The organism is Providencia sp. PROV197 (assembly GCF_028479625.1).
Lineage (GTDB): Bacteria > Pseudomonadota > Gammaproteobacteria > Enterobacterales > Enterobacteriaceae > Providencia > Providencia vermicola.
In genome coordinates, this window is sequence record NZ_JAMPNZ010000004.1 from 172,229 (window position 1) to 188,199 (window position 15,971).

Genomic DNA, 15,971 nt, shown 5'->3' on the forward strand with positions numbered 1-15,971 from the left:
TATTATCCCAACAACACCTATTCTCTAACAAAAATAATTAAGATATCCGTTTATGATAAATCCAATTTTGGTTTCACTTAACCGCACTGATTACATAAGGTTTAGTCGTTACTGTTTTAAAAACAAATATTTTTCGAAAAAGAAAACGAGTAGCTTACCCTTTACTCTTTTTATACTTGTTTTTATTGTCGCGTGCGCCTCTGCCTTTCGATATTTTCAAGCAACCTTACCAATCATTTTCATTTCTTTTTTATTGGCTGTATTACTATTTATTACCTTTACACTACGTATAGTACAAAGCTTTAATAAAGCTATTCCTGATGATGATGGATTTCTATTTATTGAACGTGAATATCGGTTTGATGATGAAGGTATGCATGAGACCAGTAATCAAGGTTCTTCATCGATAAAATGGAGTGCAGTGCAGTTTATCCGAACGGATGGTGATTTATTGTATCTATTTTTAGATAGAGTCTATGCAGTGATTATTCCTGCTCGCAGCTTTACATCAGAACAAGAAAGCCAGCAATTTATTTTGTTTGTTAAAAGCAAAATATCCTCACCACTAAATTAGACTATAAAAAACCCGCATGCATATGCGGGTTTTATGTATTAAATGAATGATGAGTAGCTTATTAAACCAGTTCAATCACTTCAAAGTTAACTTCGCCACTTAAGTCTGCATCATAATCGACGCCATTCAAGCCAAAACCAAATAGACGCAGGAATTCAGCTTTATAACCTTGATAATCAGTCAACGCATTGATGTTATTATCATTAAGCTGTTTCCAAATTTCGCGGCAAGTATTTTGGACATCATCACGTAATTCCCAATCATCTAAACGCAGACGGTGTTTTTCATCAGTATCTGGTGCAGTACCGCTGAACAACTTAGTTGCAAATAAACGTTGAATTTGTTCGATACAACCTTCGTGAATGCCTTGTTCTTTCATTATCTTAAACACGATAGAGATATATAATGGCATAACAGGAATAGCTGAAGATGCTTGCGTAACCACTGATTTTAATACTGCGACATAAGCTGAGCCGCCTTTTGCCTGCAATTTTTGGTTAATTGCATGCGCTGCACGGTCTAAATCTTCTTTGGCCTTTCCTAAAGTACCATGCCAGTAAATTGGCCACGTTAAATCGGTACCGATGTAAGAATAAGCCACTGACTGCGCGTTATCCGCCAGAACACCAGCTTCATCTAACGCATTCATCCACAGTTCCCAGTCCTGACCGCCCATCACTTTAACAGTATCAGCGATTTCTTGTTCATTCGCTGGCTCAACAACCGCTTCAATCAATACATCTTTGTTAGTATCTAATGCAACAGATTTGTACGGCTCGCCAATCGGTTTCAACGCAGAACGTACGATTTCACCCGTTTCTGGCATTTTACGCACAGGGGAAGCCAGTGAATAAACAACTAAATCAATTTGGCCTAAATCTTGTTTAATTAAATCAATGACTGTTTGACGGCACTCATCAGAGAAGGCATCACCGTTAATGCTTTTTGCATATAAGCCTTCTTCTTTAGCAGCCTTGTCAAAACCAGCTGAGTTATACCAACCGGCTGAACCTGTTTTGCTCTCACTACCTGGCTTTTCAAAAAATACGCCGATAGTTGCCGCACCGCTGCCAAAAGCAGCATTGATACGAGAAGCTAGACCGTAACCGGTGGATGCACCAATAACCAGAACCTTTTTAGGTCCATTTTTTAATTCGCCACGAGATTTAACATAGGCGATTTGCTCACGAACATTGGCTTCACAACCAGCTGGATGAGCTGTAGTGCAGATAAAACCACGAATTTTAGGTTTGATAATCATAGTCATTCTTTCTTGGTAGCTAACAATCAGCGTCTAATATACCTGATATTCTCCATTTACTTAAGACTGGTGGAAAATAAACATAGTGAACAGACCAGTTTTGTCTATTTTAAGTCCTTTAATGCTTCAATGACACGCCTTAAAGATTCTAATTCCCTTTCTAATTCACTCGTTTTTCCACGTGGATAGTTATCATAAATACGTGTTGCACCTGAACGGCTGTCATAACATTTATCTTCAATCTCATGAATTTTTTGCTTTATTTTGGCAATTTTGTGCCTATTTTCATAATGAGATATATGGCGCAGCTGTTTTTCCAACTTTATGATTTTCTTTTCACAACGAGAATAATGAGACCCTGCTTGTGAAGATAATGGAATGATCATTAACAATAGTGCCAATGCCAGCGTCTTTTTCATGTTTTTTCTCAATATTCATAAAATAATGATATCGAGTTCATCATCATTCCCTTATTCCATCTACGGGAATTTTCTTAGTTAAGATTTAGTTATAACCAGATGAAAGAATTACGCATTTTTAATCAAATTAAGTATTCTTACTCAGATTCATTTTTTGTCGTCATTTCTTGGGGCTTATCTGGAATTAAGTTATAGATAGTCATGACTGAATAAATGATATCTTTTTTGTTATGGATTTTTTTGAAATGTGAATTACTGACGATCCCCACCATTATTTGCATCCCATTTTGCTCATATACCCGCTTAAATGGCGTCGTTTCGTCATCAGATATTTTATCTAGGAAAAAAGAGTCGCGTTTATACCGCTCGATTGTTTTCTTTGGAATACCATATTTTTCATACATTTTTTGATTAATTTCATCATACTCTGCTAAGATAACCGCTTGATCACGGCTATCTTTTCCTTGAGCAGAAATAAGCATCAAGGTGTTTTCTTCTCGTGAAAACATCAATAAAAACATTCGTCCTTTTACGGTTGGCGTATTTGGTGTGGAGCACAACGCCCCGTTTTCTTGAAACTCAGTGCACTGTAACCCAACTAAATTCAGCCGTTTCACATCAGCAGGCGTTTGCCCCCATTTAAAGCCATAAGGGGCATCCAGTTTATTTGTGCTACAGCCTGCTAATACAAGAACAAAGAAGGTAATTAAAATTCCTTTTATCATTACTTAACACATCCCAATTAAGTCATCTAATTGGATACTATCAAAAACGGATGATTAATCAAAAAACAACATCGCTTTTATCAAATTAAATGACCTGACTGAATAACGTGTTTTTACTTCACAGTCTAACGTTCCTTTTTTTCTTGTTCTTTCGCTTCGGCCATTGCGATTTCTTTCAGCCAATCCGCTAATAATGGTTTTGTTTTTACTGCATCTAATAAAGCGCGTTCATGCTTTGTTAAACGCACAACCACAACTTCTGTTTTCATATGTGACATAGCCAGTCTCTTTCTTAAAAATTGAATAATGACATAAAAACCTGGCAGAACGGTCTGACTTACGGATTTTTACACGAGTTTCGTGTTAATTTACACAGGAGAAGCTTTATTAGAAATCAATCGTTTGAATGATGGCGGAAGAAAAAATAGATACAAAAAAACCACCTATTGGTGGTTAATTGTCAAACTTAACAAAGTTAAGATTGATGGTGCCCAGGGCGGGACTTGAACCCGCACAGCCTAAAGGCCGAGGGATTTTAAATCCCTTGTGTCTACCGATTTCACCACCTGGGCCAAATTGTATTTTCTCTTTCGAGAGGGATAAGGTAACTCACCCGTTAATCAATATACTGGAGTAGACGCTCGTATAAAGATCCTATTTACTTAAAATAAAATGAATCAAATGATTCTCTTACTTCAAGATGGTGCCCAGGGCGGGACTTGAACCCGCACAGCCTAAAGGCCGAGGGATTTTAAATCCCTTGTGTCTACCGATTTCACCACCTGGGCTAAATTATGGAGGCGCGTCCCGGAGTCGAACCGAGCTACACGGATTTGCAATCCGGTGCATAACCGCTTTGCTAACGCGCCTTATCCGAATTTCTTGCGAAATTTGGAGCGGGAAACGAGACTCGAACTCGCGACCCCGACCTTGGCAAGGTCGTGCTCTACCAACTGAGCTATTCCCGCGTTAAGCTTAACTTTCAGCTTATGCTATCAAACTGGCTGATTTACTTATTTATTTTCATAAACCATGTTGCCGTTCGATGCGTTGCATTCTACTGATTTCACCTATCGAGTCAATACAATTATTGAAATAATTGGATCGTTCGCTGTTTTTTCAATCATTTCGATCACGCTTCGCTCAAATCGCCCCACGCTGCTTTTAAATATTGGAACATTGACCAAAATGTTAAGATAGCAGCGACATACATTAGCGCAATAGAAAGGTTTTCAATTAAAGGTGTCGGGCGCCATAATAGCCCTACGAGTGACATCATTTGTGCCGTTGTTTTAAATTTACCAATCCAAGATACGGCAACACTGCTACGCTTACCAATCTCCGCCATCCATTCACGTAATGAAGAAATAATAATCTCACGTGCAATCATGGTTGCGGCAGGTAATGTTACATACCAGACATCATAACTTTCAGTGACTAAAACAAGCGCGGTTGCGACCATTACTTTATCCGCAACAGGGTCTAAAAATGCCCCGAACTTCGTGGTTTGCTTCCAAAGTCGAGCTAAAAAACCGTCAAACCAATCCGTCACGGCGGCGACAACAAAAATCAACGCACAGGCGAACGGCCCCCAAGTCACAGGGAGGTAAAATGCCAAGACAAAAAATGGTATTAGGATGACGCGAAATAATGTCAGCCACGTTGGTATGTTTAATTTCATCACGCTCACTAACTTTTTGACCAAGTTGGATATTATGAATATGTTGCCCTAAGACACTTACTGTTTCAATGCATTATAAATCTTTTCTGCAAGCGCGTATGAGATCGAGGGCACTTTTGCGATTTCTTCTATGCTGGCATTACGCAATGGCTGCAATCCCCCCATATATTTTAATAACATTTGACGACGCTTAGGCCCAACGCCTTCAATCGATTCCAACGCACTCGTATTTTTTACTTTTGCTCTGCGTTGGCGATGCCCTGTAATCGCATGGTTATGGGACTCATCCCGAATATGTTGTATTACATGCAATGCAGGTGAATCAGGGGGTAAGGCAAAACCTTCGCCTTCAGGTTTCAAGAAAAGCGTTTCAAGCCCTGCTTTACGATCACTGCCCTTTGCCACGCCAATTAATAAAGGATGATTTTTATCCCAATCAACCTCAAGAGAGTCAAATACATCCCTAGCTTGCCCTAGTTGCCCTTTTCCACCATCAATAAAGATAATATCAGGCACTTTTCCTTCATCGAGGTGCTTACCATATCGACGAGTCAATACTTGGTGCATGGCTGCATAATCATCACCAGGAGTGATACCTGAAATGTTATAACGGCGATATTCTGATTTCACTGGGCCCGTTTTATCAAAAACAACGCAAGAAGCGACTGTTTGCTCCCCCATAGTATGAGAAATATCAAAGCACTCCATACGTGATATATTTTCTAAATGAACCACCTTCGCTAACGCAGCCATACGCTGTTGGACTGTCGAGTTCTGCGCTATTTTAGTGGATAACGCAATCGAGGCATTCGTGCGGGCTAATTTCAAATAGCGTGCTCTCGCTCCTCTTGGCTGGCTTTGAATGTTAATCTTACGCCCCGCCAACTCAGATAATGACTGAGCAAGTAACTCTTTTTCTGTCAGGGCAAAATCCAGCAATATTTCCCCTGGTAATGTACGATTTTCGCTACCCTGTAAATAAAATTGCCCCAAAAAAGTTTGAACAACTTCATCTTGTTGGGTATCTGCTGGGATTTTAGGGAAATAACTGCGGCTGCCAAGCACTTTACCTTGACGTATAAACAATACGTGCACACAAGCAAGACCTGATTCAAAAGAGACTCCGATGACATCGAGGTCATCTCCCTCACCAGAAACATATTGCTCTTCAGTCACCGTCCGTACAGCTTGAATTTGATCGCGAAAACGCGCAGCGTCTTCAAAGCGCAACTCTTGGCTAGCCTTCTCCATTCGCTCCACAAGGCCAGTTAATACTTGCTTGTCTTTCCCTGTCAAAAATAACCGCACATACTCCACTTGCTGATCATAGTCTTCATCAGAAACTAGACCTTTAACACAAGGCCCTAAACAGCGCCCTATTTGGTATTGTAAACAAGGTCTTGAGCGATTTTTATAAACACTATCCTCACATTGACGTATAGGGAATAGTTTCTGCATTAAGGTTAGGGTTTCACGTACGGCATAAGAACTTGGAAATGGGCCAAAATACTCACCTTTGGCATGTTTAGCACCGCGGTGCATCGAGATCCGTGGGTGCGTTTCCTGACTTAAAAATAGATATGGATAGGATTTATCATCACGCAACAACACGTTATAACGGGGCTGGTACAACTTAATATAATTATGTTCAAGTAATAATGCTTCAGTTTCAGTGTGTGTCACGGTGACATCAATAGCAGCAATTTGTTTGACGAGCTGCTCTGTTTTTCGGCTACTGACATTTTCACGAAAGTAACTGGAAAGCCTTTTTTTCAAGTCTTTCGCCTTACCAACGTATATAACCGTTCCGCCCGCATCGTACATTCGATATACGCCAGGCTGATTTGTCACTGTTTTTAAGAAAGCTTTTGATTCGAACTGTTCTGCCACTCGGATAAACCCTGTACTGTAATTAAACCATATCTAATGGCTATATGAGTTAATTCTACATCACTACAGATATTAAGTTTACCAAACATTCGATATCGATAAGTATTTACTGTTTTAGGACTCAAGGATAGCGTCTGTGCAACCTGCTTAATAGGTACACCTTGGGTTATCATCAACATTATTTCCAGTTCACGACCCGACAAAAGCTCGTATAAATCTTGCTGATTATTATGAACAGCACGATACAAAGCGAGATCTTGAGCAATATCAGGAGAAATAATTCGCCTTTTTACATTGACTACCTTTATCGCTTCTATCAGATCGTCTTCAGTAATGTGGACACTCAACAACCCAAAAATACCAATATCTAATGCTTTGAGAAAAAAAGAATAATTACTACGAACGTTATAAATAATAATTCCCACATCAGGCTGCGTGCGCCGCAATGTTTGAATCATTTTTAAGGAATCAAAGTGACAGTGGTCACTACTGATTAAAATAACACTGGCTCTTTGATGACGGTTCCAAACCACCGCTTGGTCAATCGAGGAAAATGAAGCTATCAATTTGCAGCGTGAATGACGACTAAATATAAACTCAAATCCATGCAGAGTAATATTATTGTCATCAATAATTATTATATTTATTCCCATATTATATTATTTATCAATGAATTAAATAGAAATGAATGAGGATTTTATATTGCAAGTCGCTGGGATACAACCTCTTTATCATTACACAAACACTAGGTAATTCATTTAATAATAATTAAAACCTTCAAACAATAAAAAGGAGATATAGACTCCCTTTTACTATTTAAAGAATAAATATTTTATTACTCACGTTTTAGTTTTTCTGTATTCGCGATGTAAAGAGCGACAACCAGTACTAAAATTGCCCCTGCATGCAATAACGTTGTCATTGGGTCACTATGATCGACAATAATCAAACGAATGATTGCTGTAATGCCAATATAAATAAAATATCTTAAAGGGAAATGATAACCTGACATAAAATATTTAATGATCAATGCAATAAACTCAAAGTAGAGGAAATAAATAACAATCCCCTCTAAAAGCTCATAAGCTGTTGCTCCCTTTGAGCTACCAAACATTAAAGATGCCATCGTAAAGGTTTCTTTTGCTAAAAAAAACACCAAAACAGCAGCTAAGGTAATTAAACCAATATTCAGAATCCATTGTAGTACCCATGCAATGTTACTCGCATGACGCATTCCTTTCATACTATTCATTTGTTATTCCCCAAAGAAATACAAAACATGAGTACAATGACAGCTATTACGCGTTGTTACCCATATTATTCAATGCATATTGTCTTAATTGTAAATCAAATTTTTGTCGTTAGCATGACAAACAGAAAGGAAATTTGCAGTTTTACGGTAAGGTGAGCACGCTTCCCGCCTTACCATAACCTTTTATTCAGCAATTAATTTGAAGGGGCTCCCATCATTTTTAATATATCTTGCTCAGTCAGCATCGCTGTTTGCTCAACAAAATTATAATATTTTGGTTTGCTATCAATATAAATTTGCATCGCCAATTGCGCTTGTTTGCTGTCTTCAAACAGGGTTGCCGATACATAATATGTTGATGGATTAATTAAATGGTAAAAAAGATGTGTACCACACTGCTTACAAAATGCGCGCTCCCCCCACTGTGAGGATACAAACGTAGTGACCGAGTCTTGGCCTTCAATGTGTAAATCGCTACCGCAATCTACACTAAAACCTGGACCGCCATTCCATTTTTGACACATGCTACAATGACAAACACTTAGCTTATCAACTGCTTTACCCGTTGATACCTTAACTGCACCACATAAACATTGACCTTTATGCATCTTACTTTCCTTTGCTATGCCTATTAATGGGTTTCTTACCTATTAATGGCTATTTCCCCTCAAATTACAACTTACTTTTCTTTTTATTTAGGTTAAATTGGCGGTCGGTAAAACGTCGATCGTTGGTTGCGTCTTGCAGTAAAATACTCTCAAGCTCCTTAGCTTCTCGTTCGGACTCAATATCCCCTTCATTCTGCTGATTTTGATGTAACTGCACATACTCATACGTAATTGCATGGGGAGTAATCCCAGTTAATAACGTATTATCTGTGGCTTGGGCAAATAAAGTTGCTCCCGTAAATAACGCTATGCCGATAAATAAACGAGTAAATAAAATATTTTTCATCATGTTCTCCTTTCACTAAAATATGTTTTAGCGCGAAAGGCTGTCAAAAAAAACACAGAGTACGTAATTGTTTTAATGATTCAGTAAAATCATGTAGATATTTGTCTGAATGAACTATTTAGATAGTTGAAACGTAAAAAGAGAGCAATCCGCTCTCTTTTATGCTGTTTCTATTCAAATAATGAAACGGTTTTATAATTCACCTTTCTCATTTTTGTTTCCAGAATTCACTTCCTTGAGCAAATACCAACAGAAATAGAGTAAAACAACAATCCCGATAAATAATAAAATCCATAATGAGATTGTTAACCAATTTGGGCCTTCATCGACAAGATCGGTCGCCGTTAGTCGCTCAATCCCCCCTAACGGCACGATTTCAGCGTCGGGATAAGTAACGGGATAACTCGACATTAGCTCTGCAACTGTATAAGTTTTCCCAACTAATTGGTTATACGTTAAATTTTCTTGTACAGCTTGTTTGTTTCCCCACACTAATAGGTAAGGAGCAGCCCCTTGCACATTAAATATCAAGTTGAGTGCATCTCGTTTACCCACAATACGTGGGGGTTGATCCTCCCAGCTCCCTTTTAATGCAGAAACTCTTAATGAGCGGATCATTTCACCGTGTAAAACAATATTTGTATTGCTAACCGTTTCACCGTTTGCATGCTGGTTATATGCCACAATATTCGTTAGTGGTAACCAGCTTTCCCCTCTATCTGATGAGTATTCTACTTTTAAAGGGATAACACGATTAGATTGCTGTAATTGTATTTGCAGTTCATCTAAAGGCTGCATTGAGGGTAATTGATAAATAACATGTTCCCGTGAAACCCCATCATTGGTCATTTCAAAATGGAATGACTCTTGACGACGAGTTGCTTTTAACACATCCGCATCAGCGCTTACTTTTAGTAAGTTAGGGATAACAACATCAGGGGAACTCGCAATAATGGCCAAAAGATAAGGTGCTTTCAAGGCTAGAGCATTACCATTTAATAATTCAATTTGATTACTTGCAACAGTTTGATCATCCAACGTTAAATTCATAATAGGTTGATTTGTCGCCACATTAACCCAGTCTTCTTTATTATTGCTGGTAAAAATAAAGGCTTTTGCTTGCCAATCTTTTTCATGTTTAGCCCAATCCAGTGTTAGAGTTTTAATCACTGCATTTTTTTCTTGCTCTTCATTTCGAGTCAACAAATAAGCTTGATAAGATGCTTTATCTTTTGCTTGTGTATTTGGTAGCTCAAGACGATTAACTTTACCAGGTATAGATTCGACAAGAAGATATTGCTTATCTTTACGCATATCTTCATCAGTATTCACATTATCAATACGCGTAACTAAATGTTGAGGCGTAAATGACACTTTTGCATTAGAAATAGATTTTTCAGCATCATAAAAAAGTACTGATGGAACTTCATCCCCTATTCCATTAAAGACACGAACATCTTGTAATGTATTTGGATAGGCAGAATTAAAGTAAGCATTCGCAGGCAGCTCAAGCCAATAAAAAGGCTCGTTTGTGTCTGAAATATTTATTTCTGCTCCCTGATAAAAATTATAAGGTGAATTATCTTTAACATCCTCGCCATATAAATGGCTCGAAAATAATAATGATAATGAAAAGACAGCAAGTAGCCCTCTGTATTTACTTAGACTCATGATTGCGTTTCCTGTTCGGATTTTCCTTTTGACTCTTTTGGTGGCAAAGGAGAAAAATACCCCACAATTAATATTACCAATGCCACACCAATAAAGGAGACAGCACGCGTAATTCCACCTTGTCCGTTAATATCAATTAAGAATAATTTTGCAATAACACAAGCAAAAATACCTGCACCGAAGAACCACCAGATCCGATTTTTCTTGATTGCCGAAATCACCGCGCACATTAGTGCTGCAAGAGCCCAACTAATCGACAGAACGGTTTGTACTAAGCGCGAATCAAACAAGGTTTCATAATGCCAATTAAGCCCTGCAAAGTCAGCCGTTGCTCGAATGAGGATGCCATTAAACCACAAGGCTAAAAGAGCGATGATTGCAACCAGTAGCACTCGAAAAATCCAGAAGTCTATCTCAGTGACTTTACGTATTTTTTGCATAAAGCCTTTACGCACTAAAATAATCGCGGCAATGCTAAACAACCCTGCTTCATCTAATGGATTTATCAGTGGAATGTAATTCCAGAACGTTAATTTACCATCTTCTAAATTAGCATATCCCGATAAGACAACTAACCCAACAACAACGGGCAACAAACTATACCAGTAAATCAGTCCATTACGTTTCATTGGGGGCATTCTATTTTGCTGCAACCAATACAACACTAAAATTATTAATGTTATCGCCATAACATAAATAAAATAGCCCATTTCATGTTGCATTCCCCAAGGAAGAATAGAAACGAACCAATTTACTTGTGTTACAATAAATGCAATGATTAACCATAAATTCGCGCCATGTAATACTCTTTGCATCCATGGGTTGCGAAGCTTATAAGCGTGGATCACAAATAATATAGAGCTGCCTAATACGACTGGCCAAATTAAGGAACCTTCACCTCGGCCCATCGGATTTTCATCATTTAAGAAATCGATACCGAGATAGTAATAACCCGCAATCCATAAGAAAGATTGGCAAAGAAGTAAAGGAACCCAATTAATACGAATCGCAAATAACCGCCAGAACCATGCCGATATCACGACTAAGACCAGCATAATAAAGGATTCAGATTCACGGCTCCAGGAAAGTATATTAGTGAACATTGGCAACCAGCAATACCATGCCACTATTCCCATCACTAAAAAACCATAGCTAAATAATGAATAATTACTATCTTCATTTCGGCGAATGTGGAATAAACCACCCGCACCAAAGCAAGCAACAAGTAATACTGGCACCATATAAGTGCTGCTACGACTCCAATATAAGAATGGATAATCACTTAATAAAGTCACTACACTTACTAAAATCAGTAATGACCCTACCGCAGCTAATTTCCTTTGGTTTTGCTGTAAGCCAAACCACAGAAGTAATAACCCTTCCAATGACCAGATAATAGAAGTCCACTCAAATGTCAGCGCTAATGGTATGGCAAGGGTGACGAACCCAGCACCAATGATAATATTGCCTAGCGCCATGTTTTTGCCAATTTCTTTATAACGTTTATGAACTTGTAACCCTGCCACGAGGTACAATAAGCCAATCAATAGCGAGATAAATGCAGGTAATAATCCTACGCCTTCAGAAATAAAGAATTGCAACACAATACTAATGAAAGGTGGTACAAATAATAAAGTATTATCAACAAGAAGTTGTTTAGTGTGTTCGAAGCGTAATGAAAAGAGTTGTGTTAATGCATTAAAAATGATCAGGTTAGCGATAATAAATAATTGGCAAGATAGATAATAGTCAGATTGATAATTATCTAGCCCCCATAAAAGCGCCACCCCATAGGTCATAACCAGTCCAACGAGGTTCAATGGTCGCCATGCTTGCCACACACTAATAATTAAAATACCTGTTGATAACATCAGATAGTATGAGAAGAGCACGATGTGGCTGCCACCACCTGTAGATAATAGGATAGGAGCTAAATAGCCACCTAATGACGCTAAAACAGCTAAACTAATAGTACGTTGTAATAATGCAAGAGCGATACTGGCGGCACAAATTAACAACATAAATGCAAAGGCCATTCCATATGGCAACATGGTGTATAACTTAAAAGCAGCGAAAATAGTAATATATAAACAACCTATTCCCCCGCCTTGTAAAATTAAACCAAAAAGTGTTTTTTTATTACGTAACCACCAGCCCACACCTAATAGTATTAAACACCCTACCGCGCTGAATACTAAACGCATTTGTACAGAAATAATTTCGTTTTGTACGCTGTAGTTTAATAAGTAAGCAACACCAAGGAATAATAATAAAATCCCAATTTTAGCAACAGGATTACCTTTTAATAACCAAGTAAAGAAGTGACCAAATATTGATTTATCATTACTTGGCATATTTTGATTTGCATCCCAACCCTGTACATTTTTTGTTGTATTTTCTTTGGTGCTATTAAATCGGTTTGGGTTTACCTTAGATGACAAATTGCTATTAAACCGGTTTGGATCAACGTCAATATTATTTGAAGGCGTTGAAGGTGGTAGTGTCGTTATAAGCGCGTCTTTCACCCGTTCAATATTATCCCTAGGTTCTGCCTGTTGGTAAGCAACTGAGTTTTCAGCGACTATATCTTGTTCGCTTTCTGTAGAAGGCACTGAGTTTTGTAGTATTGATTGTTCAATATCATCAGTTTGCTCTGGGATGAGTTGTGTAATCTCTTGATGCGTTTGTTCTGAAATTGGGGATTCTGATAAGATACTCTGCGATTTTTTAAACTGTGCAACTTGTGTCTCTAATGAACGAACCTTCTGATTTAACTCAGAAATTTGATATTGCATTCGCCCGGTACGACTCAGCGAAACTATCGCTAAAATCGGCGCTAGTATAACAAGAATCACTAATATGAACCCTACTAGTATCCAAGTATCCACAAATAGGTTTCCTCATAATAAAATCCACAGTTTTAGATATGGCAAAGTGGCGTTTTGTGATTATCGCTAGTGTAGATATCATTGATTCTCTTGCCAACCAAATGTAATAAACTGTTACAAAATACTTCGTTTTAGTTTTGGTAAAAGCGCTCTTATCACACAAAAATGATAACCATTATTAATACGTGGTTTAAAAGCTAATGTAACTAAGAAAACCCTTAATCATCATTTAGTCATATTCAAAATAAGCAATAATTTGAATTTATTTTAATTTCCCGATAGTCTATTTAAGATGATTACTCCAATAAATTTAAAAATATAAATTTAAATAGTGTTTTTAAATTTATTTATATATACACTTATCAATTAACACCTAAAAAACAAGCAATCACTATCATTTAATGATGACAACAATTTGAATTTTACATCATCATTGTTATGTCAATTAATAATTGAAATACCAACAGAGACTGAAAATAAAGCTTATTCCAAAAGGCAAATACATATCGTTAGTACATTTGTAAAGATTGTCGAAATAAGAAGAATAGTATAAGGAGAATTCTTCATGCTACTCCATATCATCCTCGCTGCACTTGGTCCAATCGTTCTTGGTTTAGCTGTTGGTTGGCTATCTGGGAAATATGGTTTTATTAAAAGAGAATATTCGCAGGCTTTTGCTGACTTTGTTGTCAAAATTGCCTTACCATTCGCATTATTTCTTGCAGCCGCTCAAGCACCACCATCTGTATTGCTCAATATCGATTACTTATTAGCATTGGCTGTCGGATTAATTGCAACTTATGTTATCGGGTTTGTTTTCGGTAAATTTATTTTTCGTCACAACAAAAAAGATGCTGCCATGCAGGCATTATCGGTATCATTCCCTGATATGGCCTACTGTGGGCCACCTGTCTTATTGGCTACTGTCGGATCATCTGGATTGATTGCAATGGTATTAGGTAACCTTATTTATACTGTTATCATCATTCCATTCACCTTACTGATGATTAGTGGCTCTCAACAAGGCCATAGCGTTTTAAAATCGATTGGTAAAGCGGTTGCCCAACCTTTAGTATTTTTGCCAATCCTAGGTGCATTACTGGCTATTTTTGGCGTGAAGTTACCTGAAATCTTACAAAACTCCGTCAATGAACTAGGAAAAACAGCGGGAGGGGTTGCTCTCTTTTTCCTTGGTCTGTTACTTTCAGGTATTAAGTTAACTATTAGCAAAGAAATTATTTTTAACGTCTTTATTAAAAACTTTGTTCAAGCAGCCTTGATTTTAGGGACGGGTCTTGCATTAGGCCTACAAGATGACTTATTAAAAGCAGCCTTTATTATTGGCGTATTACCGACTGCGACAGCTGTGCCTGCTTTAGCCATTAGTAACCAAGCTTATACGGAAACATCCGCAGGGACAGTGTTACTCAGTACCCTCGCCGCTCTGATTTCTATTATTGGTGGTATTGCCATTGTCGAAATGCTGTAACCCCCTGAATTAAAGCAGGTCAACTTTTGGCCTGCTCTCTCTTTCATCCCACTTAGCTGGTTTTATCACCAATTATTTGCAAGATAGATCACAAAAAACGTATCATAGCGCTAAGTATTTTTTCTTTTAAGCATCTGGGATATTAATAAATAATGAAAATCAGTGATGAGTTAGCCTCCGCTATCGCTTCCGTCACCGAAGTTGCTGCCATTGCAGCCTTCGACTGGGTAGGTAAACAAGATAAAAATGCTGCGGATAAAGCGGCTGTTGAAGCCATGAGAAATCGCCTTAATGAAATTGATTTCTATGGAAAAATTGTGATTGGTGAAGGTGAAATTGATGAAGCGCCAATGCTTTATATCGGTGAGCAAGTGGGTAAAAAATCGGGTGTCGAAGGGCTTGATATTGCGGTTGACCCAATAGATGGTACCCGAATGGTTGCCTGTAATGAGCAAAATGCAATTACTGTTCTGGCCGCCGCACCAACAGGCTCATTACTTCAGGCTCCTGATATGTATATGGAAAAACTCGTTGTTGGAGCGGCGGCAAAAGGTGCCGTTCATTTAAGCCACCCGCTTGAAAAAAACCTTGAGTTTCTTTCATCTGCATTGAATAAACCCATTTCGCATCTTTCCATTGCTGTTTTAGATAAACCGCGCCATGAACACATTATCAAAACCATTCGTAATTTTGGCGCTAATGTAATTACCATTCCTGACGGTGATGTTTTAGCCTCATTACTAACAATACTTCCAGAACATCCAATTGATATGATGTATGGTACAGGTGGTGCACCAGAAGGTATCATCAGCGCAGCAATTGCACGAGCGTTAGGTGGCGATATGCAAGCTAGGTTGATCGCTCGAGATAAAGCAAAAGGTGATAGCGATGAAAATAAACTGCTCGCCGTACAAGAAGCGATACGTTGCCAACAAATGGGCATCGAAATTGGTGAGATTTTATCGTTAGAACAAATGGTTAATACGGACGATGTCATTTTTGCTGCTACTGCAATTACACCAACAGTTTTAATGGGAGGTATTTCAACGGATGCCTATAGTCGTATTTCGAATACCCTTCTGGTTAATGGACGTTCTCGTTCGTTAAAGATAATCAATAACCGCTATTTTAACTAACTTTTTGATGGTATTAAAAAAGGGCCTCGTG

15 protein-coding genes and 4 tRNA genes are annotated in these 15,971 nt (G+C 38.1%); 3 read left to right on the forward strand and 16 right to left on the reverse strand.

Annotation, left to right across the window (positions count from 1 at the left end):
* Positions 1-52: 52 nt before the first annotated feature.
* Positions 53-574 carry a YcxB family protein gene (locus PR808_RS02670; protein ID WP_206083939.1) on the forward strand — a complete coding sequence of 174 codons (522 nt, stop codon included), beginning with the start codon at positions 53-55 and terminating at the stop codon, positions 572-574.
* Positions 575-635: 61 nt separating this feature from the next.
* On the opposite strand, the gene fabV is transcribed toward PR808_RS02670, so the two are convergent.
* The 16 genes from fabV to PR808_RS02750 all read right to left on the reverse strand — a co-directional run bounded on the left by fabV (position 636) and on the right by PR808_RS02750 (position 13,282).
* On the reverse strand, positions 636-1,835 hold the full coding sequence (gene fabV, locus PR808_RS02675; RefSeq protein ID WP_272538642.1) for an enoyl-ACP reductase FabV: 1,200 nt from the start codon (positions 1,833-1,835) through the stop codon (positions 636-638).
* Positions 1,836-1,939: 104 nt separating this feature from the next.
* The gene (locus PR808_RS02680; protein ID WP_206083937.1) at positions 1,940-2,254 is read right to left on the reverse strand and encodes a DUF1090 family protein; all 315 of its coding nucleotides are present in this window, start codon (positions 2,252-2,254) and stop codon (positions 1,940-1,942) included.
* A gap of 137 nt (positions 2,255-2,391) precedes the next feature.
* Positions 2,392-2,979, reverse strand: coding sequence for a hypothetical protein (locus PR808_RS02685; protein ID WP_272538643.1), 588 nt, complete (start codon positions 2,977-2,979; stop codon positions 2,392-2,394).
* Positions 2,980-3,104: 125 nt separating this feature from the next.
* Positions 3,105-3,257, reverse strand: a complete 153-nt coding sequence (locus tag PR808_RS02690; RefSeq protein ID WP_206083935.1) for an MbeCy — start codon at positions 3,255-3,257, stop codon at positions 3,105-3,107.
* Positions 3,258-3,464: 207 nt separating this feature from the next.
* A tRNA-Leu gene (locus PR808_RS02695) sits at positions 3,465-3,551 on the reverse strand.
* 129 nt (positions 3,552-3,680) lie between these two features.
* A tRNA-Leu gene (locus PR808_RS02700) sits at positions 3,681-3,767 on the reverse strand.
* 7 nt (positions 3,768-3,774) lie between these two features.
* Positions 3,775-3,848 (reverse strand) — tRNA-Cys (locus PR808_RS02705).
* A gap of 23 nt (positions 3,849-3,871) precedes the next feature.
* Positions 3,872-3,947, reverse strand: a tRNA-Gly gene (locus PR808_RS02710).
* Positions 3,948-4,111: 164 nt separating this feature from the next.
* The gene (gene pgsA / locus PR808_RS02715) at positions 4,112-4,660 is read right to left on the reverse strand and encodes a CDP-diacylglycerol--glycerol-3-phosphate 3-phosphatidyltransferase (protein WP_206083934.1); all 549 of its coding nucleotides are present in this window, start codon (positions 4,658-4,660) and stop codon (positions 4,112-4,114) included.
* 57 nt (positions 4,661-4,717) lie between these two features.
* Positions 4,718-6,550, reverse strand: a complete 1,833-nt coding sequence (uvrC, locus tag PR808_RS02720) for an excinuclease ABC subunit UvrC (protein ID WP_206088370.1) — start codon at positions 6,548-6,550, stop codon at positions 4,718-4,720.
* On the reverse strand, positions 6,517-7,203 hold the full coding sequence (locus PR808_RS02725) for a LuxR C-terminal-related transcriptional regulator (protein ID WP_206083932.1): 687 nt from the start codon (positions 7,201-7,203) through the stop codon (positions 6,517-6,519). The genes uvrC and PR808_RS02725 overlap by 34 nt, the downstream gene beginning before the upstream one ends.
* Before the next feature lie 182 nt (positions 7,204-7,385).
* Entirely contained in the window at positions 7,386-7,793 is a 408-nt protein-coding gene (psiE, locus tag PR808_RS02730; protein WP_206084381.1) for a phosphate-starvation-inducible protein PsiE, read from the reverse strand.
* 203 nt (positions 7,794-7,996) lie between these two features.
* Positions 7,997-8,410 carry a GFA family protein gene (locus PR808_RS02735; protein ID WP_206083931.1) on the reverse strand — a complete coding sequence of 138 codons (414 nt, stop codon included), beginning with the start codon at positions 8,408-8,410 and terminating at the stop codon, positions 7,997-7,999.
* Positions 8,411-8,474: 64 nt separating this feature from the next.
* Complete coding sequence (locus tag PR808_RS02740) at positions 8,475-8,759, reverse strand: hypothetical protein (protein WP_272538644.1); 285 nt, start codon at positions 8,757-8,759, stop codon at positions 8,475-8,477.
* 189 nt (positions 8,760-8,948) lie between these two features.
* Positions 8,949-10,427: a DUF3999 family protein gene (locus PR808_RS02745; protein WP_272538645.1), complete on the reverse strand. Its 1,479-nt coding sequence runs from the start codon at positions 10,425-10,427 to the stop codon at positions 8,949-8,951.
* Entirely contained in the window at positions 10,424-13,282 is a 2,859-nt protein-coding gene (locus PR808_RS02750) for a DUF2339 domain-containing protein (protein ID WP_272538646.1), read from the reverse strand. The genes PR808_RS02745 and PR808_RS02750 overlap by 4 nt, the downstream gene beginning before the upstream one ends.
* 598 nt (positions 13,283-13,880) lie before the next feature.
* On the opposite strand from PR808_RS02750, the gene PR808_RS02755 reads away from it, so the two are divergent.
* Positions 13,881-14,804 (forward strand): AEC family transporter, encoded by a 924-nt coding sequence (locus PR808_RS02755; RefSeq protein ID WP_206083927.1) that lies wholly within the window; start codon positions 13,881-13,883, stop codon positions 14,802-14,804.
* A gap of 152 nt (positions 14,805-14,956) precedes the next feature.
* A complete protein-coding gene (gene glpX / locus PR808_RS02760; RefSeq protein WP_206083926.1) occupies positions 14,957-15,940 on the forward strand; it encodes a class II fructose-bisphosphatase in 984 nt (327 codons plus the stop codon).
* Positions 15,941-15,971: the final 31 nt, after the last annotated feature.

What these genes read in the sequence shown, in the direction of transcription:
- PR808_RS02670 (WP_206083939.1), top strand. Translation starts at nt 53, where the DNA reads ATGATAAATCCAATTTTGGTTTCACTTAACCGCACTGATTACATAAGG.
- fabV (WP_272538642.1), bottom strand. Translation starts at nt 1,835, where the DNA reads ATGATTATCAAACCTAAAATTCGTGGTTTTATCTGCACTACAGCTCAT.
- PR808_RS02680 (WP_206083937.1), bottom strand. Translation starts at nt 2,254, where the DNA reads ATGAAAAAGACGCTGGCATTGGCACTATTGTTAATGATCATTCCATTA.
- PR808_RS02685 (WP_272538643.1), bottom strand. Translation starts at nt 2,979, where the DNA reads ATGATAAAAGGAATTTTAATTACCTTCTTTGTTCTTGTATTAGCAGGC.
- PR808_RS02690 (WP_206083935.1), bottom strand. Translation starts at nt 3,257, where the DNA reads ATGTCACATATGAAAACAGAAGTTGTGGTTGTGCGTTTAACAAAGCAT.
- pgsA (WP_206083934.1), bottom strand. Translation starts at nt 4,660, where the DNA reads ATGAAATTAAACATACCAACGTGGCTGACATTATTTCGCGTCATCCTA.
- PR808_RS02725 (WP_206083932.1), bottom strand. Translation starts at nt 7,203, where the DNA reads ATGGGAATAAATATAATAATTATTGATGACAATAATATTACTCTGCAT.
- psiE (WP_206084381.1), bottom strand. Translation starts at nt 7,793, where the DNA reads ATGAAAGGAATGCGTCATGCGAGTAACATTGCATGGGTACTACAATGG.
- PR808_RS02735 (WP_206083931.1), bottom strand. Translation starts at nt 8,410, where the DNA reads ATGCATAAAGGTCAATGTTTATGTGGTGCAGTTAAGGTATCAACGGGT.
- PR808_RS02740 (WP_272538644.1), bottom strand. Translation starts at nt 8,759, where the DNA reads ATGATGAAAAATATTTTATTTACTCGTTTATTTATCGGCATAGCGTTA.
- PR808_RS02745 (WP_272538645.1), bottom strand. Translation starts at nt 10,427, where the DNA reads ATGAGTCTAAGTAAATACAGAGGGCTACTTGCTGTCTTTTCATTATCA.
- PR808_RS02755 (WP_206083927.1), top strand. Translation starts at nt 13,881, where the DNA reads ATGCTACTCCATATCATCCTCGCTGCACTTGGTCCAATCGTTCTTGGT.
- glpX (WP_206083926.1), top strand. Translation starts at nt 14,957, where the DNA reads ATGAAAATCAGTGATGAGTTAGCCTCCGCTATCGCTTCCGTCACCGAA.